Genomic DNA, 24,505 nt, shown 5'->3' on the forward strand with positions numbered 1-24,505 from the left:
CGACTTTTCTGCCACCGAGGGTAGCGCCCGCCGCGGAACCCGCAAAGCCCCTAGGGCAAAAGGAGCAATGCTCCATATGCGACGCGGGGCACCGAAGCTTTGTCGCCGCCCGGCTCGCGTTGGCGGGCGGGACCTGATCGACTAGCCTCTGCAGTCATCTGCCGGGCGCGCCGGCGGAAAGGGGAGAGGCAAATGAAATCGCATGCGCAGGTCGTGGTCATCGGCGGGGGCGTCGTCGGCTGTTCGGTTCTCTATCATCTGACCAAGCTCGGCTGGAAAGACGTGGTGCTGGTGGAGCGCAGCGAGCTGACCTCCGGCTCGACCTGGCACGCGGCGGGCGGCATGCACACGCTGAACAGCGATCCGAACGTCACCAAGCTGCAGAAATACACCATCGACCTCTACAAGGAGATCGAGGAGATATCCGGCCAGGCGACCGGGGTTCATCTCTCCGGCGGGATCATGGCAGCGGGCACCCAGGAGCGCGTCGACTACCTGAAAACCATGGTCGCGAAGTCCAAATATATGGGCCTCGATATCGACTTCATCTCACTCGACGAGGTGCAGCGCCTGCATCCGCTCTGCGACGCGAAGCATTTCGTCGGCGCGGTCTACGATCCGAACGAGGGCCATATCGACCCCTCCGGCGTGACCAACGCCTATGCCATTTCGGCGCGCAAGGGCGGGGCGGAGATCTATCGCCACACCAAGGTCGAGGAACTGGTCGCGGAGAAGGACGGCACCTGGTCCGTCGTCACCGACAAAGGCACAATCCGCTGCGAAAAAGTGGTGAATGCGGGCGGCCTCTGGGCCCGCGAGGTCGGCCGGATGGTCGGGCTGGAGCTGCCGGTGCTCGCGATGGAGCACCATTACCTGATCACCGAGCCGCTGGACGAGATCAAGGCGCTCGAGGCGGAGCTACCGCACCTGATCGATTTCGAGGCGGAGATCTATACCCGCCAGGAGGGCCAGGGCTTTCTGCTCGGGACTTACGAGAAGGCCTGCGTGCCCTGGTCGCCGCACCAGACGCCGTGGGATTTCGGCCATGAGCTTCTGCAGCCGGATCTCGACCGCATCGCGCCCTCGCTCGATGTCGCCTACCAGCATTTCCCGTTCCTCGCGAATGCCGGTGTGAAATCGATGATCAACGGGCCCTTCACCTTCGCGCCCGACGGCAATCCGCTGGTCGGCCCGGTGCCGGGGCTGAAGAACATGTATCTCGCCTGCGGCGTCATGGCCGGCTTCAGCCAGGGCGGCGGGGTCGGCCTCGCGCTCGCCCAGTGGATGATCGAGGGCGAGCCGGACATGGACGTTTTCGCCATGGATTGCGCCCGCTTCGGCAATTACGCGACCAAGGGCTACACCTACGAGAAGGTGAAGGAGAACTATTCCCGCCGCTTCTCGATCACCTTCCCGAACGAGGAACTGCCGGCGGGCCGTCCGCTCCGGATGACCGCGATCTATGACCGGCTGAAGGCGAAGAACGCGGTGTTCGGTGCTTCCTATGGGCTGGAGCACGCGCTCTGGTTCGCGCCGGAAGGCACCGAGCCGGTGGAGAACGTGACCTTCGGCCGCTCCAACGCCTTCGGACCGGTGGGCGCGGAATGCCGGGCGGTACGGGAGGGCGTGGGCCTGCTGGAGATCTCCAACTTCGCCAAATACGAGGTGACGGGCGAGGGGGCGGAGGCCTGGCTCTCCGAGCTGATGACCAACAAAATGCCCCACACTGGGCGCATCGTGCTGACGCCGATGCTGAATACACAAGGCAAGATCATCGGCGACTTCACCATCGCCAAGCTTGCCGAAAACCGCTTCATGATCTTTGGCTCCGGCGTCGCCGAGATGTTCCATATGCGCTGGTTCTGGGACCATCTGCCGGAGAGCGGCGTCGAGATCCGCAGCCGCTGCCAGGATCTGGTCGGCCTCTCCATCGCGGGGCCGAAGGCGGTGGACCTGCTGGCGAAGGTCACGCATGAGGACGTCTCCACGGCGGCGATGCCCTTCATGTCCTTCCGGGAAATGAATATCGGCCTGCTGCACGCGATGGTCGGAAGGCTCTCCTTCACCGGCGAGCGCGGCTACGAAATCTGGGTTCGGCAGGACAGCCTGATCGCTCTCTACGACATGCTGGTCGAGGCGGGAGCCGAATTCGGGCTGAAGCATTTCGGCGGACGGGCGTTGAATGCGCTCCGCCTGGAGAAAAGCTTCGCCGGGTTCCTGCGCGAATTCACGCCGGACTACTCGCCCTTCGAGGCCGGGCTGGAGCGGTTCGTCGACATGTCGAAGAACAGCTTCATCGGCCGCGACGCGCTGGCCGCCGAGCAGGCGGCGGGCGGCGGCAAGTACCGGCTGATCACGCTCACCATCGATGTCGAGGAGATCGACCCGATCGCCGACGAGCCGATCTTCCAGGACGGCAAGGCGGTGGGCTGGGTTACCTCCGGCGGCTACGGTCACTCGACAGGAAAGAGCATCGCGCTCGGCTATGTGCCGAAAGAATATGCCGAGAAGACCGACGGGTTCGAAGTCGAGATCCTCGGAAAGATCCTGAAAGCGCACCGGGTATCCGAGCCGCTGCACGACCCGAAAGGCGCGCTGATGCGGGGGTGAGGGTTATTTCCTCCATTTATCAGTTCGTCATTTCCACTTGCGTGGGGATGACGATTGTTGGGGTGTAAGAAAGAGAGCGGCGGTTACCCGAGTTCCCATCCCGTCGCGGCGGCGAGTTCGGCCTTCTGGACCCCGATCAGGGTTAGGGTCCCGCCGTCGGAGAAGGTGACAATGGTGTTGCCGCCGCTTTCGGCTCCTCCGGCAACCCCGAGCCCGGGCTCGAGCGCGAGGGTGTCGGAGCCGGCCTGGAAGTCGGTCACCGTGTCGTTGCCGCCCTCGAAGCTGAAGACGAAGACATCCGCGCCGTCGCCGCCGGAGAGCGTGTCGTCGCCCTTGTTGCCGGCGATCAGGTCGTCTCCGCTGTCGCCGGCAATCGCGTCGTTGCCCTTGCCGCCATAAAGCGTGTCGTTGCCGAGATTGCCGAACAGGGTGTCTTCGCCGGCATTGCCGAAGATGGCGTCGTCGCCCTGGCCACCATAGAGAGCGTCCTCGTTCTCGCCGCCGGAAAGCAGGTCGTTGCCGAGATTGCCGTAGAGCACGTCGTCGTCATTGTCGCCGAGCACGGTGTCCCCATCCTGGCCGCCATAGAGCGTATCCACGCCGCCGCCGCCGAAGACACTGTCGGCGCCCTGATTGCCGTAGAGGATGTCCTCGCCATAGCCGGAGCGGATCGTGTCGGCCCCGCCGCCGGCGGCGACCGTGTCGTTGCCGGCATCGAGGGAGATGAGCTGCACGGCATCGTCGCCAACGACATAGGCGGAGCCGTTGCCGCCGGTGACCGTTGCGTTGCCGAGGATGGCGGCGAAATCGATCCGGTCGAGATGAATGGTCGAGCCGGATGTCAGTCCGGACGTGTCGATCACGAAGGCCTCTCCGCCGCCTGAGACGGAGCCGGTGAACTGCACGGTCTGCTGCGTGCCGCTGGAGCCGGAGAAGGTGATGGTGCGGATGTCGAGCGGGGTGCCGCCGAGGCTGTCGATATAGCTCTGGCCGTGGCCGTCGAAGAGGGCCTGGTTCGCGGCCGAAGCTCCGGAGCCCTGGACCTGCCCGGTCAGGACGGATCCCGCCGCCGTGCCGCTCACCGCCGCTCCCGTACCGCTCTGGGTGAGCGACAGTCCAGCGGGCAGGGTGACGGTGATGGTGTTGCCGCTGCCCGTGTCGTAGACGAGCAGGCCGGTTGCGTCGGATCCGGTATTGTTGGTGAGGGTCTGGTTGGTCTCCGATCCGTCGCCGCCGCTCCGGTCCGTCGTGGTAAGGCCGGTGCTGGCGGGTGCCTCGTAGCGGGAAAAACTCAGGGTGGAATGCGTGCCGTCGAACGCGACGGAGATCTGCAGGCTGCCGGACGCGTTCGAGATATTCACCGCGTTCGAACCGCCGAGGCTGATGCTGCTGCCGACCTGGGTGCCGGCGAGGGAACTCAGGTCCGTGTTTCGGACATAGATACGGTCGCCGATCTCGAGGCCGAAGATCGTGTCGCCGTTCAGTTGATTTGCGACGCCGAGATCTCCCCCCAGAAAGAGGTCGGCCCCGGCGCCGCCGACGAGAATGTCTCCGGTCACGCCGCCGCCATGGAGCGTGTCGTCTCCCGTGCCGCCATAGACCGTGGAAGCGTCCGAGGCCGAGAGTCCACTCTGCCCGCCTGCATAGAGATCGTCGTTGCCCTCGTCGCCGTAGACAAGGCTCTTGCCGGAGTCGCCGCCGTCGCCACCGAGCAGCGTGTCGTTGCCGGTGCCGCCGTAGAGCGTGTCCGGCCCGTCGTCCGAGGAGATCACGTCGTCGCCGGCATCGCCGTAGAGCACCGCCCCGGTGGAGATGCCGGTGGGGGAGCCGCCCGGTCCCTTGACGGTGTCGTTCCCGTCGCCGCCATAGAAGACCGCACCGGTATTGAAGCGGAAGCCCTCGGTGAAATCGTCCCCGGCCCCGCCATAGTAGGTGTCGGCGGCGGTGTCGTTGCTGCTGACAAAAGTGTCGTTGCCGTCGCCGCCGAAAAGCACGTCGCTTCCGGTCCCGGCATGGAGATAGTCGTTGCCGGTGCCGCCATAGAGCGTGTCGTTTCCGCCTTCGCCGGAGAGGCTGTCGTTGCCTGTATTGCCGTAGACGATGTCGTTGCCGAGCCCGCCATTGAGACGGTCTGCGCCGTCGGCGCCGCTGATCAGGTCGGCGCCGTCTCCGCTGCTGATGGTGTTGGCGCCGCTGGTGCCGGTAATGGTGTCCGCCGCCGCCGAACCGGTGAAGAGATCGATGCCGGAAATGACCGCGTTGGAAAGATCGAACGTGCCGCCGCCATTAAGGAAGAACACATCGTTGCCGCCGGCTCCGCCGTCGATGGTTTCGGCGAGCCCCGAAACTTCGCTGGAGGTGGCATGGAAGACGTCGTCCCCGGTGCCGCCGATCAGGTTGTCGGTTCCGGCCCCGCCGGAAATGGTGTCGGCGCCGTCGCCGCCGGTGATGACGTCGTCGCCGCCATTGCCGTTGATGATGTCGTTGCCGGCAAGCGCATCGATCGTGTCCGCGTCGCCGTCGCTGGTCAGCGTGTCGTTGCCGGTGGTGGCCGGGCCGCCGGTCACGGCAAGACGCTCCGGGTAGGTGTGCAGCGCTTTGCCCGTGAACAGTATTGCCGCGGCGGGCAGGCCGGCCCAGCCCGCATCGCCGCCGAGCGGGAGCGAGGAGGCTCGAACGGTGACGCCGAGCGCTTTTTCCAGTGCCGCGACCAGATCCGCTCCGGCGCGTCCGGCTCCGATCTCGCAGGAGATCAGCGTGAGTTCGGCGCCGGGCGCCAGAGCGGACCCGATGCGGGCGAGGGCGGGGCCGTTCCGTCTCAGCGCCGCGCTGTCGATCCGCTGGCCGGAGAGCTCGATGGTACCCGGGGCGCCGTGCGCCAGGATCGAGATCTGCCGGATGCCCGATTTTCCGGTGAGCACCGCCGCGATCTCGGCGAATGGATCAGCCGCAACGGCCAGCCGGTGGATCCGGGTGTCGGCGCGAAGACCTGCGAGAAGAAGGTCCGCCTGACGGACCGAGGGGTCGATGAAGAGATAGCGTTTGCTGAAATTCATGCCGCGCACGGTTCGTCCTGTATTGGGGGTACGAAGGCTCAGGCTGCGCAATTTGTCGGCGAGCGTGCTGCTAAGCTATTGGAATTTTGGGAATTTTCGGAAAAATTGGAAAAGAATTGGAAAAATTGGAAATTCGGTCGCGGCGTCTGACGGACCGTTAAAGCGGTTCGCCTTGGCCCCTATCCGTCCCTATTCTGCGAGTTGCCGCAGTTCGGCCAGAGCCATCCGCTTATAGACCTCGACCAGCTCCCGGCCTTCCCCGGGACCCGCCGCGAGGGCGAGCCGCATGGTGGACTCGCCGAGATGCATGATCAGGAAACAGTTCACGGCGACGCGCTCGGGCTCGCATCCCGGCGCCACCCGGCACAGCGCCTCCGATAGAACGGCCCCGCTTTCCCGGCTCTTGGCGATTTCCATGTCTCTGAGGGTCTTGTCCGCCTCGGTGCCCGAACAGATATCCCGGATGACCGGTTCCGCCTGGAACAGCGCGAAATAAACGTCGATGAGTTCGCCCAGTGCGGTGCAAAGATCGTCCGGGGTGCCGGCCGTCGCCAAACCGTCCTGGATGCATTTGAGGCACTCCGCGCCGTAATGCTCCGCGAGCGCCCTGATGATCGCGCTCTTATCCGGGAAGTACTGGTAAAGCGAGCCGATCGAGACGTCCGCGAGCCGTGCCACTTCGCTCATCGTCATGGCCTCGCTGCCTTTCTCGGCGATCACCGAGATCGCGCAATTGAGCATCTGCTCGACCCTCGCTCGGCTACGCGCCTGGCTCGGCATGCGCCGGAGCGAGATGTTCTCCAGCGTTACTTTTGAGAAGTCCGGCAGTTCTTTCGACATGACCACTCCCTGAACGGCCAGCACATCAGAGCAAATTTCGTTGACTCGGTAAATGTGAGAGTTTATCAGATTTTAAAATATGAGGAATGCTCACATTATGGAGGTCGAGATGAAGACAGGCATCGATGAAGCGCCGGCGCTGATCATTGGCGGGACCGGGAAGACGGGGCACCGGGTGGTCAAGGGATTGATCGAAAGAGGATACCCGGTCCGGATCGGGTCGCGGAACGCGGCGCTGCCGTTTGACTGGAACGCGCCGGAAACCTGGGCGCCCGCGGTTGCCGGAACGGCGGCCGTGTACATCACCTATCAGCCCGACCTAGCGGTACCGGGCGCCGTCGACGTGATCCGGGATTTCGCGGCCGTCGCACTCGCGGAAGGGGTGACCCGACTGGTTCTGCTTTCCGGCCGCGGAGAGCCCGAGGCCGAAGAGGCGGAACAGGCCCTGATCGAATCCGGCGCCGATTGGACGATCATACGTGCAAGCTGGTTCATGCAGAATTTCTGCGAGACTTTCCTTTACGACGCGCTGAAGACGGGGGAACTGGCTCTGCCGGTAAACTCCGTCAAGGAGCCGTTCGTCGATGTGGAGGATATCGCCGCCGTTGCGGTCGCAGCCCTGACGATGCCGGGGCATTCGGGCAAGCTCTATGAAGTGACGGGCCCCGATCTTCTCAGTTTCGAGGAAGCGGTCTCGGCGATTTCGGAAGCAGCGGGACGGCGGATCGGTTTCAGGCGGGTATCTCCGGACGACTATGCGGGGATGCTTCGCGGTGCGGGCGTCTCGCCGGAAGAGATTTCGTTATTGCTCTATCTCTTCACCACCGTACTCGACGGGCGGAATGCCAATTCGACCGACGGTGTCCGTCAGGCCCTCGGGCGGGAACCGGGAAGCTTCGCGGGCTATGTGTCGCGAACAGCCATGAGAGGTGTCTGGTCGGAACCGCAGCAGGCGATCGCTTAGGCCGGGTCTCGGAAAGACCGGCGGATAGTTGCCGGCCGTCGCGGGTTTTTCATTTGCCGTGCGCCGGAATAGGCGCACATTTCATGGCATGATCATCCCGCGTCTTTTGAGCGTCGCGACCGCGGTGCCCCGTCACCGCCTGAGACAGGGCGAGGCTCTCGCCCACGCCCGCCGGATATTCGAGGAGCGCGCGCCGGCCTTCGCGCGGCTGGCGCCGGTCTATGGCAATGCCGGTGTCGAGACCCGCTATCTGTCCGTTCCTCTCGACTGGTTCGGGAAGCCGCGCAGCTGGAAAGAGGCGAACGCGATCTATCTCGGGACGGCGGAGAAACTCCTCGCCGAAGCGGCGGGGCGGGCGTTGGAACGCGCCGGTCTCGATCCGGGAGATGTCGACACGCTGGTGACCGTTTCCAGCACCGGGATCGCCACGCCGAGCCTGGATGCGAGGTTGCTCCGGCGGGTCGGGTTCCGTGACGACGTGAAGCGGGTGCCGCTCTTCGGTTTCGGATGCGCGGGTGGCGTCCTCGGGCTCGGGCGGGCGGCCCAGTTGGCGGCGGCCCGGGAGGGCGAGACCGTGCTTCTCGTCGTGGTCGAGCTCTGCAGCCTGACTTTCCGATGGCGCGATACCGGCAAGTCGAACCAGGTGGCGACCGCGCTGTTCGGCGACGGCGCGGCGGCGGCGGTGCTACGCGGCGGAGGGCGGGGGACCTGTGTTAAGGCATGGGGCGAGCACACTTGGCCGGACTCGCTCGACGTGATGGGCTGGTCGGTCGAGGAGGACGGTTTCGGCGTGATCTTCAGCCCGCAGATCCCGGAGATCGTCCGCACCGGCATGCGGGCGGAAACCGACCGGTTTCTCGCCTCCCACGGTCTCGGGCTTCCGGATATCACCCGCTTCGCCTGTCATCCGGGCGGCGCGAAGGTGGCGGCGGCACTGGAAGAGGCTTATGGATTGCCGGAAGGCGGTCTTGAGACCTCCAGAGCGGTGCTTCGCGACTACGGCAACATGTCGGCGGCGACGGTGCTGTTCGTTCTCGACCGCATGCTCGATGCGGGCGTGCAGGGAGAGACGGTCCTGCTGCAGGCGCTCGGTCCCGGTTTCACGACCGGATTTGTTGTTCTGGAAGGTTAGGCGGCTATCGTGGATATGGGCTGGGCGCAATGGACGGTTCTCGCGGTGGCCCTGCTCCGGGTGGCCGAACTTGCGCATGCGCGGCGCAACCTGAAACGCTTGCTCGGTGCCGGCGGCGAGGAACGGCATCCCGGCCATTATCCTTTCTTCGTTCTTCTGCATGGCTCCTGGCTTCTGGCCTTGTTTTTTCTCGTGCACCCGGCGCGCCCGCCGGAGCCGGTCCTGATGACGTTGTTCGTATCCCTGCAGTTTGTTCGGCTTTGGATCATCCGCTCGCTCGGGCGCTACTGGACGACGCGGATCGTCACCCTTCCCGGGACTCCGCTGATCCGCACGGGGCCCTATCGCTGGATCCGGCATCCGAACTACCTGTTGGTCGCCGTCGAAATTCCGCTTTTGCCGCTTACCTTCGGGGCGTGGGACCTGGCCCTGCTTTTCGCCTTCGCGAACCTCGTTCTGCTCGCCTACCGGATCCGCGCCGAGGAGAGCGTTCTGGCCGAGCGGCGCTGACCCGAAGAGGTCTCTTCAAGGCACTGTACCATTGAGTTTCCAGGGCTTTTCGAGGACCGCTCATTGGCGATATCGCGACATAAACGAGTGTGTCGCACATGCTATGGTGCCTTCTGTCAGCAAAGGAGACTCGGCATGTTAAACAAAATCGATACTGCGCGTTCCTACTACCGCGAGACCATGTCTCTCTTGGTCCGTTCCGGCTATCGTATCTCGATCGAGAACGACATGGGGGAGTGGAAACACATCATGCAGACCGCGCCGGCGACGACCGCGGTCTCAAGCATGTTCGACCCCGCAAAAGCGGAATTTCTGCCGGGAGACGCATTCTGGCTCCGGGTATCTAACAAGAACGCGCAAACTGTGGCGATCATCTGCGACCGCTTGATCGAAACGGAGGATTTCGTTGGTTTCGTCGAGGGGACCGGCATGTTCGCGGCACCTTACGAGCGGCACGAACTCGGCACCCGGTTGACGGGTAAGATTGGCCATGCGGGCGGCCTCTGGGTCCACCCGAAAGCCCGTAAAACCGGTCTTTCCTGGGTGCTCCCCAGGCTTGTGCGCGCCCTTTCCGTAATGCATTGGGGGGTCGACCGCCATTGCGGGATCATCCTGACCGGGCTTGCGAATGCGGGCTTCGCCAACCGGATTTATGGATTTTCCCGGTCCTGGCTCGCGCTGTCAGGTGCTTTCCGACCGACCGGACAGGCGGATGGGCTGTTCGTTATCGACATCAATGCCGACGAGATCGCTGGGCAGCAGGCCTTCGAACTCGAAAGTATTATGGATAACCGCGCACAGAATCTTGTCGACGTCGCGACCATTGGAAGAGAGCGGCATCACCAGCCTGCGGTACGCGAACCACTCGCCGCCGGCGCTGGCGTGAATTTCGGATAGGGAAGTGCGGCCGCGGAAGGCCGCATCCGCATAGAGACGGGCGAGGCTGCTCCAAAGTTTGGGTCCGAGATGTGGGACAGTCTCGCCGAAATACCGCGGTTGCCCGCCGCCATGGAAGCGCGTGCCGAAACCGAGGCGTTCGAATTCGAAGGTGGCGGGCTCGTCGGATGTCTTCAGGATATGGATGAAAGGCAACACGTCCGGTGCGCGTTTCGAGACCTCGTTGAAGGAGATGCCCTTCAGGCTCGGCATGCCGGGCTTGCCCGCGCGCGCGGACATGGTGAAGACTTCCGCGAGCTGGTTATCCGTTCCGAGGCGGAAATCCAGCTGGTCGTAGGAGATGACGACGGCCGGGTCTGTTCCTTGGATTATTTCGAGCTGGTAGGCGGCAGACATCAGATCACGACCGCCAGGCACAGCCCCGCGTTCTGGAACAGGGGGAGCAGCGTTGCGTCCCGCCGTTCCTCGGTTTCGATCTCGTAACGCCGTGCGCCGTCCTCGGTACCGAGAACATCGCGCTCGATAATATGGATCAGGGTCTCGACGATCTTGGAGCAGACATCCTTGCCATGCATGACGAGTTCCACGCCGTCTTCGACGGTTTGGAACATGGCGAACTGCGGTCCGAATAGGCTGGGCTCCGCGGCGATCCACTGTTCGACCACACTGCGATCGGGGCAGCGGGCGAGAGGATAGTAAGCGGCGAGCGCGGCCATCGCGGTTGCGGGAATATCATCCGCAAAATCCGTTTCGCGCCAGAGAACCTGGTGCGGTTGATTTTCGACGAGCCGCAATTGATGCATTCCAGAAGAGCCTTTTTGGTCAGGCAATGGTTGTTTGTGTGCGTACCTTATGGTGACTCGCGGATGTCTGTCCAGCAGGATTGAGCCTAATTTTTTCAGGGTTGCTGCAATGCGGCAGAAACCGGGCCGGAGGAGCTTCCGGTCCGGCTGTCATTGACGCAACCGGATGGCCCGTCGGGGCGTTGCCGAAGTCAGAATCCGGCGCTGCCATCCCAGTACTTGTCGTTCAGGATCTTCATCAGTTCGTCGTGACTGTTCTCGAGGCAGCCACGCAACCGCACCTTGTAGCCTTGGTCGCCGTAAGCCTTGCAGCGGTCATAGGCTTCGCGCGCCTTCTCGATGCCTGCGGGCGAGAAGGCTTTCAGGCTGGTTGGGCTCGCCGCCTTTCCCCAGACCCCGTCGCGCAATGGCTGTGCGGCGTACCCACCGGCCGGCAGCAGGTTGATCAGACGGGACATCATGGCGCCGGCATCGGCGCGGGGCGAGCCGTTCTCGAAATAACCCTCGGCCAGCACCCGCTGCTCGCCATTGGCCGCTTCCAGATCCTTGGCGCTCGGCCGGGCGGCAATGGAAGGCTCGGCGCGCGGCAGCAGGGAGACCCGGCGCGGCACGCGGAGCGAGACGGACGCGGCATCCAGCGAGGCGAGGCGGGCCGCGTCCATTGAGATCCGGACGGAGGTATAGGCGCCGGTGCTCTCGAAATGCAGAAGGCCGGCGGCGGAGAATTCGGCGATGCTGCCGTCGTTCTTGGCCACGACCATGGTGATGTCGCCCTGGCCGGCGGCGTCGTAGACATGGCCTTCACTCGGCTTCGGGCGCTGTTCCTGCAGGCAGAAGGCGGAGAAGAAACCGCTGCAGGCGCCGTCCGCGCAATCCAGCGGTACCGGGAGCTTGGTCGCGACGAGGCCGAGCACCTGCGGAAGTTCGGCCGTCTTCGCGGCCGCACGGGTTTCCGCCGTGCCGAATCCTGCCAGAAGGCCGGCGGTAAGGGTGAGGGACGCAATCTGACGGAACATGGGGCATTTCCTCCTGTTCGGGCCGGATTGGCGCGCCGGAGCGGCGCGGGTTTCCGGCTTTTGCGTTTGACCCAGCTTCTCACCGCCGGACCTTCGGTTCAATGGCGAAGCGCAGCCCCTCGCAGCTTGGTGAAGTGGCCGAATTTGCCTGATCTTGGTCAAAGTCCGACAGGGAGTGACGCGCATTAGAAAGTTCGTGCCTCCAATCGTGATCATATCGGCTGAACAAAGTGTCTTCTGGAGGAAGCCGAGATGGCCGCTGCACCGGATCTCGAAGTGACTGGAACCGAGGCCGCTCCGGCCGAGGGACGTGGACGCCGCGGGCGCGGCGGAGGCGGCGGACGCGAGGCGCGCCGGGCACTCCGCGCGAGGCCGAGCCAGGTCCAGGCGCCCTACATCACGCGCAACGTGCCGGTCTACGAGATCCTGAGCGAGGAAGCGCTTGAGATCATCGAGGCCAATGCCGACACCATCATGGAAGAGATCGGCATCGAGTTTCAGGATGACGAGGAGGCGCTCGCCCTCTGGCGCGACGCCGGCGCGGACGTCCGGGGCACGCGCGTCCATATCCCGCGCGGCCTCGCCCGCAAGCTGGCGGAGACCGCACCCTCGAGCTTCACCCAGCATGCCCGCAACCCGGCCCGTTCGGTCGAGGTCGGCGGCAAGAACACGATTTTCGCCCCGGTCTACGGCCCGCCCTTCGTCAGCGATGTCGATGGCGGCCGGCGCTATGCGACGATCGAGGACTTCCAGAATTTCGTGAAGCTGACCTACATGCTGCCGTCGCTGCACCATAGCGGCGGCACGGTGTGCGAGCCGGTCGATCTGCCCGTGAACAAGCGGCATTTCGACATGGTCTATGCCCACATGAAATACAGCGACAAGCCGTTCATGGGCTCCGTCACCGCGCCGGAGCGGGCGCAGGACACGGTGGACATGGCGAAGATCCTGTTCGGCGCCGAGTTCGTCGAGAACAACACGGTCTGCACCAGCCTGATCAATGCCAACTCGCCGATGGTCTGGGACGGCACCATGCTGGGGGCGCTGAAGACCTATGCCCGCAACAACCAGGCCTGCATCACCACGCCCTTCATTCTCGCCGGCGCGATGTCGCCGGTGACGGTGGCGGGCACGCTGGCGCAGACGCTGGCCGAGGCGATGGCCGGCATTGCCTTCACCCAGCTCGTGCGCCCCGGCGCGCCGGTGATCTTCGGCTCTTTCGCCAGCTCGATCTCCATGCAGTCCGGCGCGCCGACCTTCGGCACGCCGGAGCCGGCCATGGTGCTCTATGGCTGCGCTCAGCTCGCCCGCCGTCTCGGCGTTCCGTTCCGCTCCGGCGGCTCGCTCTGCGGCTCCAAGTCCCCGGATGCGCAGGCGGCCTACGAGTCGGCGCAAACCCTGAACCCGACGGTGATGGGCGGGGTCAATTTCGTGCTCCATGCGGCCGGCTGGCTCGAGGGCGGGCTCGTCGCCTCCTACGAGAAGCTGCTGATGGATGCCGACCAGCTCGCCATGATGCCGACCCTGCTCGGCGGCGTGGACATCACGGAGAACGGCCAGGCGATGGACGCGATCCGCGAGGTCGGCCCCGGCAAGCACTTCCTCGGCTGCGCCCATACCCAGGCGAATTTCGAGACCGCATTCTTCCGCTCCCAGGTGGCGGACAACAACACCTACGAACAGTGGGCAGCCGAAGGCTCCCGGGACGCCTACACGCGCATGGGCGACCGGGTGAAGACCATGCTGGCGGAATATCAGGCGCCGGAAATCGATCCGGCGATGGACGAGGCGCTGGTCGAGTTCATGGCGAAGCGCAAGGCGAGCTTCCCGGACTCGAATATTTGATCTGAGTGATGGCAGCGCGGCGGTTTACTGGCCGTTGCGCCTGCTTTTCAGCTGGATCTTGCGGGGGGCTGCTCCGGTTAGATGTAACGTCAGCTTTCGCCCGTTGGCATCGTGGCTGGTGCTTCTCTTCCTTTCGGATCATTTCCGTAAGGGTTCGGGCCAATCGTACCGTCCTGTATCGTCATGAAAAAGTACGCCACCCAACCGACTATCGGGACAAACAGGATCAGCAGCCAGTAGCCGCTTTGATTGATGTCGTGAAGCCGGCGAACGCTCACGGAGATTGACGGCAAGATCACAACCAACGTCAGTATGGCATCGAACGGCCCATACAATCCCACGCTCTTGAGGAAATGCGTATCGAGTGCGTCGGCAATGAGGCCTGCGATGAATAGCGCAAGAAAGAAGTACCAGTACTCTGATCGTCTCGCCCGGCCACGGAAGGTTGCGTACTTTTTGAAGCAGGTCGAAGTGGCTTCGATGAAATTCATGGCCGGCCCCCAATGTGTTATCATGTTCCCGAGCAGTATCGCCTTGTTCGGAAACATGTTTTGTGACGTGGCTCACCACCCATTTCGCCGCTTCCAATGCGCGACGATCTCGTCCGAGCCTTCCGCGAATACTTCGTATCCCTCATAGGCCGCGACCGTCATGCAGACATGGTTCGGCAGGACGCGCACCTTTGCGCCAATCGGCAGCTTGTCGTAGAGCGCCGGGTCGCCGACCGCGACCTCGCCATGCTCCTGGTGGGTGCCGCGGATGGTGAGGCCGTCCAGCGGGGTGCCGGTTTCGAGATCCGCAAGTAGACCGAAGCCCATGTCGCCGCTCTCGCCGAGCGCCTCGGTCGAGCGGTCCTTGGAGAGGGCGATGCCGCCCGCATCCAGCATCAGCGTGCCGCGCCCTCTGTTGTGCGAGATCACGCTGGCGACGACGGAGGACGCAATGTCCTCGATCCCGTGGGAGCCGATGCCGGCCTGGAAGAGATCGCCCAGCGTATAGACGCCCGGGCGCATCTCGGTCACGCCCTCCAGATGATCGGCATAGAGCGCCGTCGGGGTGGAGCCGACGCTGACGATGGGGCAGGCGAGTCCTTCGGCGCGCAGCGCTTCCGCCGCCGCGACTGCGCTGTCCCGTTCCGTCGCGGCGACGGCGCGCATGTCGTCCGGCGTTCGGCCGCGATAGGAATGGCCGGCATGGGTCATGACACCGGCAAGGGTGGCGCGTTCGGCGTCGGCGAGGATGAGGGCGATCTCCAGCAGCAGGGCCTTGTCATGATCGACGCCGGTGCGGTGCTCGCCGCAATCCACCTCGATCATTACCGAATGGCGGCCCGGATGGGCGGCGATCGCCTCGGCCGCCTCCAGGCTGTCGATCAGGATCTTCAGGTCGGCGCCTTTCGCGGTCAGGGCCGCCGCGCGGTCCAGCTTCGAGGGCGGGATGCATACCGCGTAGAGGATATCCGGGAAGCCATGCTCAAAGAGATATTCCGCCTCGGCCAGCGTCGAAACAGTGACGCCGCCGGGCTGGCCCGCCGTCGCGAGCTTCGCGATCTCCGCCGACTTGCCGGTCTTCATGTGCGGCCGGAGCGCGACGCCGAGTTCGGCCGCGCGTGCGGACATGCGGGAACAGTTCCGTGCCAGTCGCGTTTTGTCGAGGATCAGGCAGGGGGTCTGAAGGTCGGAGAGTTTCATCGCGGAGGCTCTTGAAGCGGGTGGCTCGGGAGGAGCGGCAGCCTAGGCCCGCCGGCAGGCACGGGGCAAGCCGCCTGATCAGCGCCCGGCGATTGCCGCGAAAGTCTCGTTGCTGATCCAGCCGGTGGCGAGGCCTTCCGCCCAGGACGGGCTGCCGCGCTCCATCGCGATCCGGGACATCTCCAGATGATCGTAGGGCACGTGCCGGTGCGTGACCGACCAGTCCTCGCCTTGTTGCTCCAGGATTGCGTAGCAGGCGTTCGGATTGCCGGCCTGAACCTTATGAGGCGCCGGCTCGATATCGATATAGGCGGGGCAGCCGACGCTGCCCGGATTGACGATCAGGCGTCCGTCCGCAAGCGCCACGGTGCGCGGCAGGTGCGTGTGGGCGCAGAGGATCAGTTTCTGCTCGATACCCTGTGCCCGCGCCTCGATATCCTTCAGCGCGGCGCTGCGTACCCGTCCGTCCTGCGTCACCTGTTCGAGCCAGTAGGTGTTGTCGTCTTCCGGCGTGCCGTGGCAGAGGAAGATTTCGTCGCGCCAGATCAGGGTCGCCGGGAGCTCGCGGATCCAGTCCAGCGTGTCCGAGCCAAGCTGATCGTGCGCGATGCGGTCCGACTTGCCCATCTCCTCGGGCGCCTGCTCGATAAGCCAACGGTCGTGATTGCCGCGGATCGAGACCGCGTCGATGCCGCGCAGGAGTTCGGCTGTGCCCTCCGCATCGAGCGGGCTGCTGAAGAAATCCCCGAGATTGACGATCTCGGAGATTCCCTGATTCCTGATATCGGCGAGGACCGCCTCAAGGGCGAGGCTGTTGCCGTGGATATCGGCGATGGCGGCGAACTTCATGGCGCGAGTGTAACGCACCGGATGTGGTTCAGCCCAGATTTTCTATTCGGACCCCGAATTCCAGCCCGGCATCTTCCAGATAGGTCCAGAGGTATTCGGCAAAGCTCGCGCGCACGAGAATGTCGTAGGTCGGTGTCTCGTCGATCTGGTCGAACAGCACGGTGATGCGGCCGATATGGCTCTGGGTACAGCGTCCGGCGCCGAATTCGCGCGGATGCAGGTCGATGGCGCAGCCCTTGGCCATGACGTCGCGGGCATGGCGGCCGGAGAGCCGGATCATGGTGTGGTGCTCGGTCACCTCGGTGACCGCGGCATGCTGGCCGTCGAGTGCCGTGGCGAGCTTGCCCGCGAGTTCCGTATCGTCGCCATAGACCATCCACTCGTCGGGGCCGGTCCAGAGGATGCGGACATCCTTCGTGGCGGCGACCGTGTTGGCCTCCGCCGGGGGGACGGCACCGAGGACGGATTTGATGGCCGAGACGAAAGCCTTTTCCGAGAGATGGCCGCGCAGCACCAGCTTGGAGCGGAACGGGATCTCGGTCAGCACGACGCCCGCATCGGCCGGGCCGCCATGGATGATGTCGAGCGGGGCGAGCGCGGAGCGCGTCTTCAGGTCTGCCAGATCAGCCATTGATCCGCTCTCCTTCCAGATCGAAGAACCGGGGTTCGGTCACCGTCACTTTCACGACCTTGTCCTCAAGCGGGACATGCAGGGTCTGGCCGTGCCGTTTGTGTCCGCCCTTGATCAGCGCCATGGCGATGGAACGGCCGCAATTCGGGCTGTAGTAGCTCGACGTCACGTGCCCCAGCATCTCCATCGGCGGTTCGGGTTTCAGGTTTTCCACCACGTGCCCGCCTTCCGGCAGCACCACGTTCGGATCCTCCGTCAGCAGGCCGACAAGCTGTTTCCTGTCCTCGGCCGCCATCGACTCGCGTTCGAGGGAGCGCTTGCCGATGAAGTCCGGCTTCTTCTTGGAGACGATCCAGTCCATGCCGAGATCGAGGGGCGTCACCGTGCCGTCGGTTTCCTGCCCGACGATGATGAAGCCCTTTTCGGCGCGCAGCACGTGCATGGTCTCGGTGCCGTAGGGCGTGATGTCGAATTCCTTGCCCGCCTCCATCAGCGCCTCCCAGAGGGCGAGGCCGTAGCGGGCCGGCACGTTCACCTCGAAGGACAATTCGCCGGTGAAGGAGATCCGGTAGATCTTCGCCGGAATGCCGGCGACCGTGCCTTCCTTCATCGACATGAAAGGGAAGGCCTCGGTGGAGAAGTCGATATCGGAGCAGAGCTTTTCCATCAGCGCACGGCTCTTCGGGCCGTTCACGGCGACGACCGACCATTGCTCGGTCACCGAGGAGAAGAAGACCTTCAGCTCCGGCCATTCCGTCTGATGCCATTCCTCCAGCCAGGAAAGCACGTTTGCCGCGCCGCCGGTGGTGGTGGTCATATGGAAATGGTTATCGCCGATGCGGGTGGTGACGCCGTCATCCATGACCATGCCGTCTTCCTTCAGCATCAGCCCGTAGCGGCAGCGCCCGACGCCGAGTTTCGCCCAAGCGTTGGTGTAGATGCGGTTGAGGAACTCGGCGGCGTCCGGACCCTGGATGTCGATCTTGCCGAGGGTCGAGGCGTCGAGGATGCCGACAGAGTCGCGCACCGCCTTCACCTCGCGGTCGATCGCCTGGCGGAAAGTCTCGCCCGCTTTCGGGAAGTACCAGGCGCGCATCCACTGGCCGACATGCTCGAATTTGGCGCCGTTCGACCGCGCCCACTCGTCGATCCGGGTCTTGCGCACCGGCTCGAAGAGCGGCCCGACATTGCGCCCGGTATAGGCGCCGATGGTGGCCGGTGTATAGGGCGGGCGGAAGGTCGTCGTGCCGGTCGCGGGGATCTCGGAGGCGAGTACGTCGGAGAGGATCGCCAGCGCGTTGACGTTCGAGGTCTTGCCCTGGTCGGTGCCCATGCCGGTCGTCGTGTAGCGCTTCAGGTGCTCGACCGAGCGGTATCCCTCGCGGGCGGCGAGCTGCACGTCCGCGGCGGTCACATCGTTCTGGAAGTCGACGAAATGCTTGCCCTTGCGGCCGAGTTTCGCCTTGCCCGGTGCGATCCAGAGCGGGCGGAGCGCGCCCTGTTCCGGCTCGCTCGATTTCGGCGCGGCGGGCGCGCGGCCCTTGAAACCGGCCTCGCGGGCCGCCTCGGCACCGAGCTTGAGCCCTTCCTTCAGGGCGTCGGCAAGGGCGAAGGTCCCGTTGCAGGCGCCGGCGCTGGCGAGCGCCTGGCTTGCCGTACCCGGCAGGAAGGCGGCCATCTCGTCATTCCAGGCGAGCTTGCCCTTGGCCTGCGAGAAAAGATGCACGGTCGGATTCCAGCCGCCGGACATGGCGACGAGATCGCAGTTCACCGACTTGGCCGAGCCGGTGACGCCGGCACCGGTCGCATCGAGCTGCATGACCTCGATGCCGCTCACCCTGTTCTTGCCCTGCACGGAGACGATGCCGTGGTTCTCGTAGATCGTGATCCCCTTGGCACGGGCCGCGTCGGCAAGCGCTCCGGAAACCTTGGTCCGTGCATCGACGATGGCCGCGACCTTGCCGTGCGCCTCCTCGATCGCGAGCGCGGTGCGGTAGGCGTCGTCGTTGTTGGTGAAGATCACCACCTTGCGGCCCGGCAGCACGCCATAGCGGTTCACATAGGTCCGCACGGCGGAGGAGAGCATAACGCCCGGACGGTCGTTATCGGAGAAGACCAGCGGCCGCTCGAGGGCGCCGGTCGCCAGCACCACGCGTTTCGCCCGGATCTTCCAGAGCCGCTGCCGCGGCGTATGCTCCGGTGCCGCGCCGAGATGGTCGCTCACCCGTTCCAGCGCCGTCAGGTAGTTGTGGTCGTAATAGCCGGTAACGGTGCAACGCTTGACCAGGGTCACGTCGGGCATGGCTTCCAGCTCGGCGACCGTCTCCGCCGCCCAGCGTGCCGGCGCCTTGCCGTCGATCTCGCTGTCGTTTTCCGAGAGCAGGGCGCCGCCCCAGTCCGCGGTCTCTTCCATCAGGATCACGCGGGCGCCGTTCCTGCCAGCCGCGAGCGCGGCGGCGAGACCGGCAGGGCCCCCGCCCACCACCAGCACGTCGGCATGGGCATGCATTTTCTCGTAGCGGTCCGGATCGCGGTCCTTTGGCGCCTTTCCGAGCCCGGCGGCATTCCGGATCACGTGCTCGTAGGTCATCCAGAGCGACGCCGGCCACATGAAGGTCTTGTAGTAGAAGCCGGACGGCAGCAGCCGGTGGAACACCGAGTTGATCGCCCCGACGTCATATTTCAGGCAGGGCCAGCGATTCTGACTCTCGGCCTGCAGCCCGTCGAAGATTTCGATCTGGGTCGCGCGCAGGTTCGGTTCGGTCTTGTTGCCGGCGCCGAGCTGGATCAGCGCGTTCGGTTCTTCAGAGCCGGCGCCGAGGATGCCGCGCGGACGGTGATACTTGAAGCTGCGGCCGACAAGATGCACGCCGTTGGCAAGCAGGGCGGAGGCGAGCGTGTCGCCCTCGTAGCCCTCGTAGCTCTTGCCGTCGAAGGAGAAGCGAACCGGCTTCGTCCGGTCGATGCGACCCTTGTCGCGGATACGGAAGGATTGCCCGCTCATTTGCCAGAGGCTCCCGCTTTCGCGTTCTGTTCGGCGGCGCTGTCGCGGCGCCAGTTCTCTTCATAGGCCTTGATGCCCTCCGGGCTCTTCGGCAGTTCGCCCATCGGATAGGTCTCGATGATCTCGTCGGTGGCGGTATTGCGCACCACGTTGAACCAGCGACGGCACCCGGCGCTGTGCGACCAGCGCTCGGTGAAGGGGCCCTTCGGGTTCTGCTTCAGAAACAGGTACTCGGCCCATTCCGCGTCGCTCAGTTTGCCGGCATCGAGCGGCCGGCTGATATGAGCCTCGCCGCCATAATGGAACTCGTTGTCGTCCCGCGGCCCGCACCAGGGACAGGTGATCTGCAACATGTCGTGTCTCCCTAGTGCGCGACGCCGGCGGCGCCGTGCTCGTCGATCAGATATCCGGTTTCGAACCGCTTCAGGCTGAACGGCGCCGCAATCTTGTTCGGCTCGTCCCGTGCGATCAGGTCGGCGAAGACGTGACCCGAGCCCGGCGTCGCCTTGAAGCCGCCGGTGCCCCAGCCGCAATTGAAATAGAGACCGTCGACCGATGTCTTCGAGATGATCGGCGAGGCGTCCGGGCAGGTGTCGACGATGCCGCCCCAGGTGCGCAGCACGCGTAGCCGGGAGATGATCGGGTAGAGCTCGACACCGGCGGCGAGCAGGCCCTCGACCGTCGGGACGCTGCCGCGCTGGCTGTAGGAATTGTAGCTGTCGACCCCGGCGCCGAACACCAGCTCGCCCTTGTCGGACTGGCTGATATACATGTGCACCGCGTTCGACATGATCACCGTGTCGAGGCAGGGCTTGATCGGCTCGGACACCAGCGCCTGCAACGGACGGGAGTCGATCGGCAGGTGCAGGCCCGCCATCTCGGCAACCACTCCTGAATGGCCCGCGGTCACGCAGCCCACTTTCTTCGCCTTGATGGTACCGCGGCTGGTCTCGATGCCGGTCACCTTGCCGCCTTCGCGCAGGATGCCGGTGACCTCGCAATTCTGGATGATGTCGACGCCGAGATCGTCGGCCGCGCGGGCATAGCCCCAGGCCACGGCGTCGTGCCGCGCGGTGCCGCCGCGTTTTTGGATGAAGCCGCCCATGACCGGATAGCGCAAGGTCGGCGAAGTATCGATGATCGGCACCAGCTTCTTGATCTGGGCCGGGGTCATCACCTCGCTGTCGATGCCGTTGAGGCGGATCGCCTCGACCCGTCGGCGCATTTCCTTCAGCTCGTGCTCTGAGTGGGCGAGGGTGAGAACTCCGCGCTGAGAAAACATGACGTTGAAGTTCAGCTCCTGCGTCAGCCCTTCCCAGAGCTTCAGCGCGTGCTCGTAGATGCCTGCGCTCTCGTCCCAGAGATAGTTGGAGCGGATGATGGTCGTGTTCCGGCCGGTATTGCCTCCGCCGATCCAGCCCTTCTCGATCACGGCAATGTTCCGGATGCCGTGGATCGAGGCGAGATAGTAAGCGGTCGCGAGACCGTGGCCGCCGCCGCCGACGATAATCACGTCATATTCCGGCTTTGGCTCCGGCGAGCGCCAGGCCTTCTGCCAGTTTTCGTGATAGCTGAGCGCATTGCGCGCCAGTGCGAAGATCGAATAGCGGGACGAGCCGCCCTTCAGTGCCCGCATGCCGCTCGCGGAACCCTTCATCGCCAATTGCCCCCGTCAGGACCCTGAAACGTCAGAATGATCCGGACCGTAGTCTCTGCTGTCTAGGGCAAGTTGTTCCGGCACGACCAGTGATGACGGTGTTGGAACAAGCTAGGCGTTCCCGTCGCGTCGCCGGCTTGGATGATAGACGGTGGCGCCGGCCAGCTGGCCGATCCGGTCGCCGTCGGTGAGGAAGGGAAACACCCCGGTTTCGAAGTCGAGAAACTCCTTGTCGATCCAGGAGACCGATCCGAATGTTCGTAGCGGACGACGACTGTCGACCGCGCTCACAAGACTCTGGATCACCTCGGGTGTAGTGGCGTGGATCTCTTCGAGCGAGATGCCGGTGGAGTCGCGCCCCAGTGTTTCGACGATCTGCGTGCCGACCAGACGATAAGTGAAGCGTGGTCTCGGCTCGTAGCTGACCCCAATAATGAATACGTGCGGCAGGATAGATTTCAGGTCGAGTGGATCGAGCTGCTTCCTGTCGGGCAACTCGCCGTTCTTCGAAAGCGACCGCCACAAACTGTGGAATTCCGTGATTTCCTTGCTTTGAAACGACAGGGTGAGATCAGTGTCGAACCGCCAAGTACGCGGTTTGGGAGCTTCCTCCGGATACGACAATTTTTCTTATCCTTGGGACGATGCCGTTTCGGGTGCGGGGATATTCTTCAGGACTATTTGGTTATTGTCTAGAATTATTGCGGTTTTTAAGGTTTTCGCCCGGTTGTCGCCGGCGGTCGGGGATACGGCATTGTGCCGGGGCAGGTCAGTTGAGGCGGAACTTTTGCTGCAGCCCTTCATGGAACAGGCGCTCAGCATGGTCGGAGGGGGTCGGCGTTCCGACCGGGTTTTCGGCATACCAGTCACGATAATCCGCCAGTCGTGCCGGGTTGAGGAAGTCCTGACAGTCGTCGCCGCGGTTGGCCGCTTTGAATCTGATCAGGTCGTCGAAGGTCACACCGGTGACCTGAACCCGTTTCACCTGGCCGCTTGTATCGAAGCCCAGCATGATCCGATTCAGATAGGGGTATTGCGCTTCGGCCAGCAGCATCGCAGAGCCACTGCCATCGGGTCCGGCGGAATAGATCCAGCAGCCGACATGAGACCATTGGCGATGGAGCATCCGGATAACCGCTTCGCGGGAGCCGGAGTTTGCCTCTCCGTCCCGCGCGAAACTCACGGCGACGGGATCGGCAATCGCCGCCTTCATGTCTTGCAGACGTGCGCCGCTTTTCGCCGTCGAGGCAAGGCTGAGGAGAAGCTTTCTGACGTTCTCCTCGCCACTGGGCGAAGTGGCCGCTTCCGGCTCCGGCGCGGGCTCGACCGGCGGAGGCGCGATTTCCACGAATGGCGCGTTGAGAGTGGCCCAATCAGCGGCAAGCTCGGCAGACAGCGCGGCCCGGCCTGCGTCCCTGCAACCGTGCGGGTCTTCCGGGGAGCGCGAAGTCAGCAGCCCGGTCGGGCGCGCCGCGGCATAGGCCGCAACGGCGGCGTCGTAGCGATTGAACTTACCGCGTAAGGCTTCATAGAATCCGACGCAGGCCCGGCCTGCGGCCTGCAAGACGGCCGCGTCTTCGTCCTGCTCGGGATGGCGGGAGACGGAAATCTGCCGCAAGGCGGCAAAAGCTGAACGGATATCACCGTGGCCAGCGGGCGCGAGGCTGTCGATCCGTTCGATGAGAGCCCCATCGGACGCCGCCGGCAGATCTGCGGACATCAGGATATCCTCGGCGGCGATACCTCCGGAGAGAAGATCCTCGAAGAGTAGGCTGGTTTTCGTCCGGGCCCGGACACTGATTTGCGTCTGCCCGCCGGAAGCTGAAGATATTCGCACGATGGTGCCGCCTTCGGTGAGCGGAACGTCTCGATCCATTTCCGACCGTGCGGCCGCCTTTGGAGAGAGCGTGGCGATCATCTTGCCTACATCGAACGGAACCGTCACACCCAGCGAGCCTTCAAGTATTTCGATCGCCGGAACAGTGAATTGCGGCGTGGCGGCCAGGTGGAGCCTACGCTGCAGGTCACTTCCGTCGTGCAGAACCGGGCGTCCGGTGCGGCGCGTGCCGTCGGCAAGCGGCAGCTCCGTGCCGTCCGCTTCGAGCGTGTTCGGTACCGCGCCGGAGCCGTCGCTGTAGTGGGCCGCTATGGGGATCTGCCGCTCGACGATGAAATCGCAGCAAAATTGCTCGAAGCCGGATTTCGGAGGTGCGTCCGGGGTGGAGACGGTGACTTCCTCGGAAAGATAACAATCGTTGAAATGCCCCGCGACCGGCGTGCAGGCGACAGGTGCGCCGGTCGGCGACAAGCTCGCCTCGATCGCGGTGTCGGACTGGGAGAGGCAGAGCAGGAAAAGCCCTGGACCGCCGACAAGAACAAAAGCAAGGAGTGCAGCAACTAGAGCCCAACGTCTTCGGCTGGCCGGTTTCGCTCCCTTGTTCGGGGGCGTGTCGGCGCCGGATTTCGTCTCGCCGGCGGGTTTTTTACCCGCAGTCAGTTCGGGTGGCTTGCGTGGAGATTTTTTGGAGGGCCGTTTTTTCTCTGTCGCGTCGGTTTCCTTCCCGGTGGGCGCCTTTTTCTCGGCGCCGGCCGCAACGGTCTCCTGACCTTCCTCATTCTCGGCTTCCGGTTTGGTCTTCGAGCCTTTCGTGCCGTCTGAATCGTCCGGTGCCGACATCTCGAAACTCCGCAAGCTGCACTTCCTTTGAAAAGATACGCGAATTTCGTGCGGAAACCAACTTGATGCCCGGTTACCGCATGAAAGCAAAAAAAATCGCACACGATTTAATCGAGTTATTGAAATTTATCTTCGAGCGATTAATTAAATCGTGCACGATAAAATCGTGCATTTTCGAGGCATCGAAAGGCTGTTTGAAATGCAACACCCCCAATCCGGTCCCCGTCTTTCGCGCCGCGCCGCGTTGATCGGCAGCGGTGCTCTCGGCCTCAGTCTCGCGACCTCGGCTCAGGCCGAAGCGATAATCACGCAAGAAAGAAATG

At 64.0% G+C, this 24,505-nt stretch carries 20 protein-coding genes; 7 read left to right on the forward strand and 13 right to left on the reverse strand.

Annotated features, from left to right (window positions below; all coding sequences use genetic code 11):
* Positions 1 to 192: 192 nt before the first annotated feature.
* A complete protein-coding gene (locus tag NUH88_RS15070; protein ID WP_257767226.1) occupies positions 193 to 2,610 on the forward strand; it encodes a GcvT family protein in 2,418 nt (805 codons plus the stop codon).
* Between the two features lie 83 nt (positions 2,611 to 2,693).
* Here the strand turns inward: NUH88_RS15070 and NUH88_RS15075 are convergent, their stop codons facing one another.
* Together NUH88_RS15075 and NUH88_RS15080 are read right to left on the reverse strand one after the other, a co-directional pair.
* Positions 2,694 to 5,666 carry a DUF4347 domain-containing protein gene (locus NUH88_RS15075; protein ID WP_257767227.1) on the reverse strand — a complete coding sequence of 991 codons (2,973 nt, stop codon included), beginning with the start codon at positions 5,664 to 5,666 and terminating at the stop codon, positions 2,694 to 2,696.
* Between the two features lie 189 nt (positions 5,667 to 5,855).
* Positions 5,856 to 6,506, reverse strand: coding sequence for a TetR/AcrR family transcriptional regulator (locus NUH88_RS15080; protein WP_257767228.1), 651 nt, complete (start codon positions 6,504 to 6,506; stop codon positions 5,856 to 5,858).
* Between the two features lie 109 nt (positions 6,507 to 6,615).
* On the opposite strand from NUH88_RS15080, the gene NUH88_RS15085 reads away from it, so the two are divergent.
* The 5 genes from NUH88_RS15085 (at position 6,616) to NUH88_RS15105 (ending at position 10,346) form a co-directional block, all read left to right on the forward strand.
* The gene (locus NUH88_RS15085) at positions 6,616 to 7,470 is read left to right on the forward strand and encodes an NAD(P)H-binding protein (RefSeq protein WP_257767229.1); all 855 of its coding nucleotides are present in this window, start codon (positions 6,616 to 6,618) and stop codon (positions 7,468 to 7,470) included.
* Positions 7,471 to 7,558: 88 nt separating this feature from the next.
* A complete protein-coding gene (locus tag NUH88_RS15090) occupies positions 7,559 to 8,602 on the forward strand; it encodes a type III polyketide synthase (protein WP_257767230.1) in 1,044 nt (347 codons plus the stop codon).
* 15 nt (positions 8,603 to 8,617) lie between these two features.
* Positions 8,618 to 9,112, forward strand: coding sequence for an isoprenylcysteine carboxyl methyltransferase family protein (locus NUH88_RS15095; protein ID WP_257772226.1), 495 nt, complete (start codon positions 8,618 to 8,620; stop codon positions 9,110 to 9,112).
* Positions 9,113 to 9,247: 135 nt separating this feature from the next.
* Positions 9,248 to 10,009 (forward strand): hypothetical protein, encoded by a 762-nt coding sequence (locus NUH88_RS15100; RefSeq protein ID WP_257767231.1) that lies wholly within the window; start codon positions 9,248 to 9,250, stop codon positions 10,007 to 10,009.
* Positions 10,010 to 10,193: 184 nt separating this feature from the next.
* Positions 10,194 to 10,346 carry a hypothetical protein gene (locus tag NUH88_RS15105; RefSeq protein ID WP_257767232.1) on the forward strand — a complete coding sequence of 51 codons (153 nt, stop codon included), beginning with the start codon at positions 10,194 to 10,196 and terminating at the stop codon, positions 10,344 to 10,346.
* A 58-nt stretch (positions 10,347 to 10,404) separates the two neighbouring features.
* Here NUH88_RS15105 and NUH88_RS15110 read toward each other — a convergent pair whose 3' ends face one another.
* Together NUH88_RS15110 and NUH88_RS15115 are read right to left on the reverse strand one after the other, a co-directional pair.
* Positions 10,405 to 10,812 (reverse strand): hypothetical protein, encoded by a 408-nt coding sequence (locus NUH88_RS15110; protein ID WP_257767233.1) that lies wholly within the window; start codon positions 10,810 to 10,812, stop codon positions 10,405 to 10,407.
* 191 nt (positions 10,813 to 11,003) lie between these two features.
* Positions 11,004 to 11,828 (reverse strand): hypothetical protein, encoded by an 825-nt coding sequence (locus tag NUH88_RS15115; protein WP_257767234.1) that lies wholly within the window; start codon positions 11,826 to 11,828, stop codon positions 11,004 to 11,006.
* Positions 11,829 to 12,080: 252 nt separating this feature from the next.
* On the opposite strand from NUH88_RS15115, the gene NUH88_RS15120 reads away from it, so the two are divergent.
* Positions 12,081 to 13,673: a trimethylamine methyltransferase family protein gene (locus NUH88_RS15120; protein ID WP_257767235.1), complete on the forward strand. Its 1,593-nt coding sequence runs from the start codon at positions 12,081 to 12,083 to the stop codon at positions 13,671 to 13,673.
* 89 nt (positions 13,674 to 13,762) lie between these two features.
* On the opposite strand, the gene NUH88_RS15125 is transcribed toward NUH88_RS15120, so the two are convergent.
* From NUH88_RS15125 to NUH88_RS15165, 9 genes are all read right to left on the reverse strand, one after another.
* Entirely contained in the window at positions 13,763 to 14,164 is a 402-nt protein-coding gene (locus tag NUH88_RS15125) for a DUF805 domain-containing protein (protein ID WP_257767236.1), read from the reverse strand.
* A gap of 72 nt (positions 14,165 to 14,236) precedes the next feature.
* On the reverse strand, positions 14,237 to 15,364 hold the full coding sequence (locus NUH88_RS15130) for an alanine racemase (protein WP_257767237.1): 1,128 nt from the start codon (positions 15,362 to 15,364) through the stop codon (positions 14,237 to 14,239).
* A 78-nt stretch (positions 15,365 to 15,442) separates the two neighbouring features.
* Positions 15,443 to 16,231 carry a metallophosphoesterase family protein gene (locus NUH88_RS15135; protein ID WP_257767238.1) on the reverse strand — a complete coding sequence of 263 codons (789 nt, stop codon included), beginning with the start codon at positions 16,229 to 16,231 and terminating at the stop codon, positions 15,443 to 15,445.
* Positions 16,232 to 16,241: 10 nt separating this feature from the next.
* Positions 16,242 to 16,844 carry a sarcosine oxidase subunit gamma gene (locus tag NUH88_RS15140; RefSeq protein WP_257767239.1) on the reverse strand — a complete coding sequence of 201 codons (603 nt, stop codon included), beginning with the start codon at positions 16,842 to 16,844 and terminating at the stop codon, positions 16,242 to 16,244.
* Positions 16,837 to 19,848, reverse strand: a complete 3,012-nt coding sequence (locus NUH88_RS15145; RefSeq protein ID WP_257767240.1) for a sarcosine oxidase subunit alpha — start codon at positions 19,846 to 19,848, stop codon at positions 16,837 to 16,839. Before NUH88_RS15145 ends, NUH88_RS15140 begins: the two co-directional genes overlap by 8 nt.
* Complete coding sequence (locus NUH88_RS15150) at positions 19,845 to 20,201, reverse strand: sarcosine oxidase subunit delta (RefSeq protein ID WP_257767241.1); 357 nt, start codon at positions 20,199 to 20,201, stop codon at positions 19,845 to 19,847. Before NUH88_RS15150 ends, NUH88_RS15145 begins: the two co-directional genes overlap by 4 nt.
* 11 nt (positions 20,202 to 20,212) lie before the next feature.
* Positions 20,213 to 21,505, reverse strand: coding sequence for a sarcosine oxidase subunit beta family protein (locus tag NUH88_RS15155; RefSeq protein ID WP_444329678.1), 1,293 nt, complete (start codon positions 21,503 to 21,505; stop codon positions 20,213 to 20,215).
* Positions 21,506 to 21,616: 111 nt separating this feature from the next.
* Positions 21,617 to 22,129: a PAS domain-containing protein gene (locus NUH88_RS15160; protein ID WP_257767242.1), complete on the reverse strand. Its 513-nt coding sequence runs from the start codon at positions 22,127 to 22,129 to the stop codon at positions 21,617 to 21,619.
* 145 nt (positions 22,130 to 22,274) lie between these two features.
* Positions 22,275 to 24,182, reverse strand: a complete 1,908-nt coding sequence (locus NUH88_RS15165; RefSeq protein WP_257767243.1) for a hypothetical protein — start codon at positions 24,180 to 24,182, stop codon at positions 22,275 to 22,277.
* Positions 24,183 to 24,505 lie beyond the last annotated feature (323 nt).

Origin of the sequence: Nisaea acidiphila, assembly GCF_024662015.1 — a bacterium.
GTDB lineage: Bacteria > Pseudomonadota > Alphaproteobacteria > Thalassobaculales > Thalassobaculaceae > Nisaea > Nisaea acidiphila.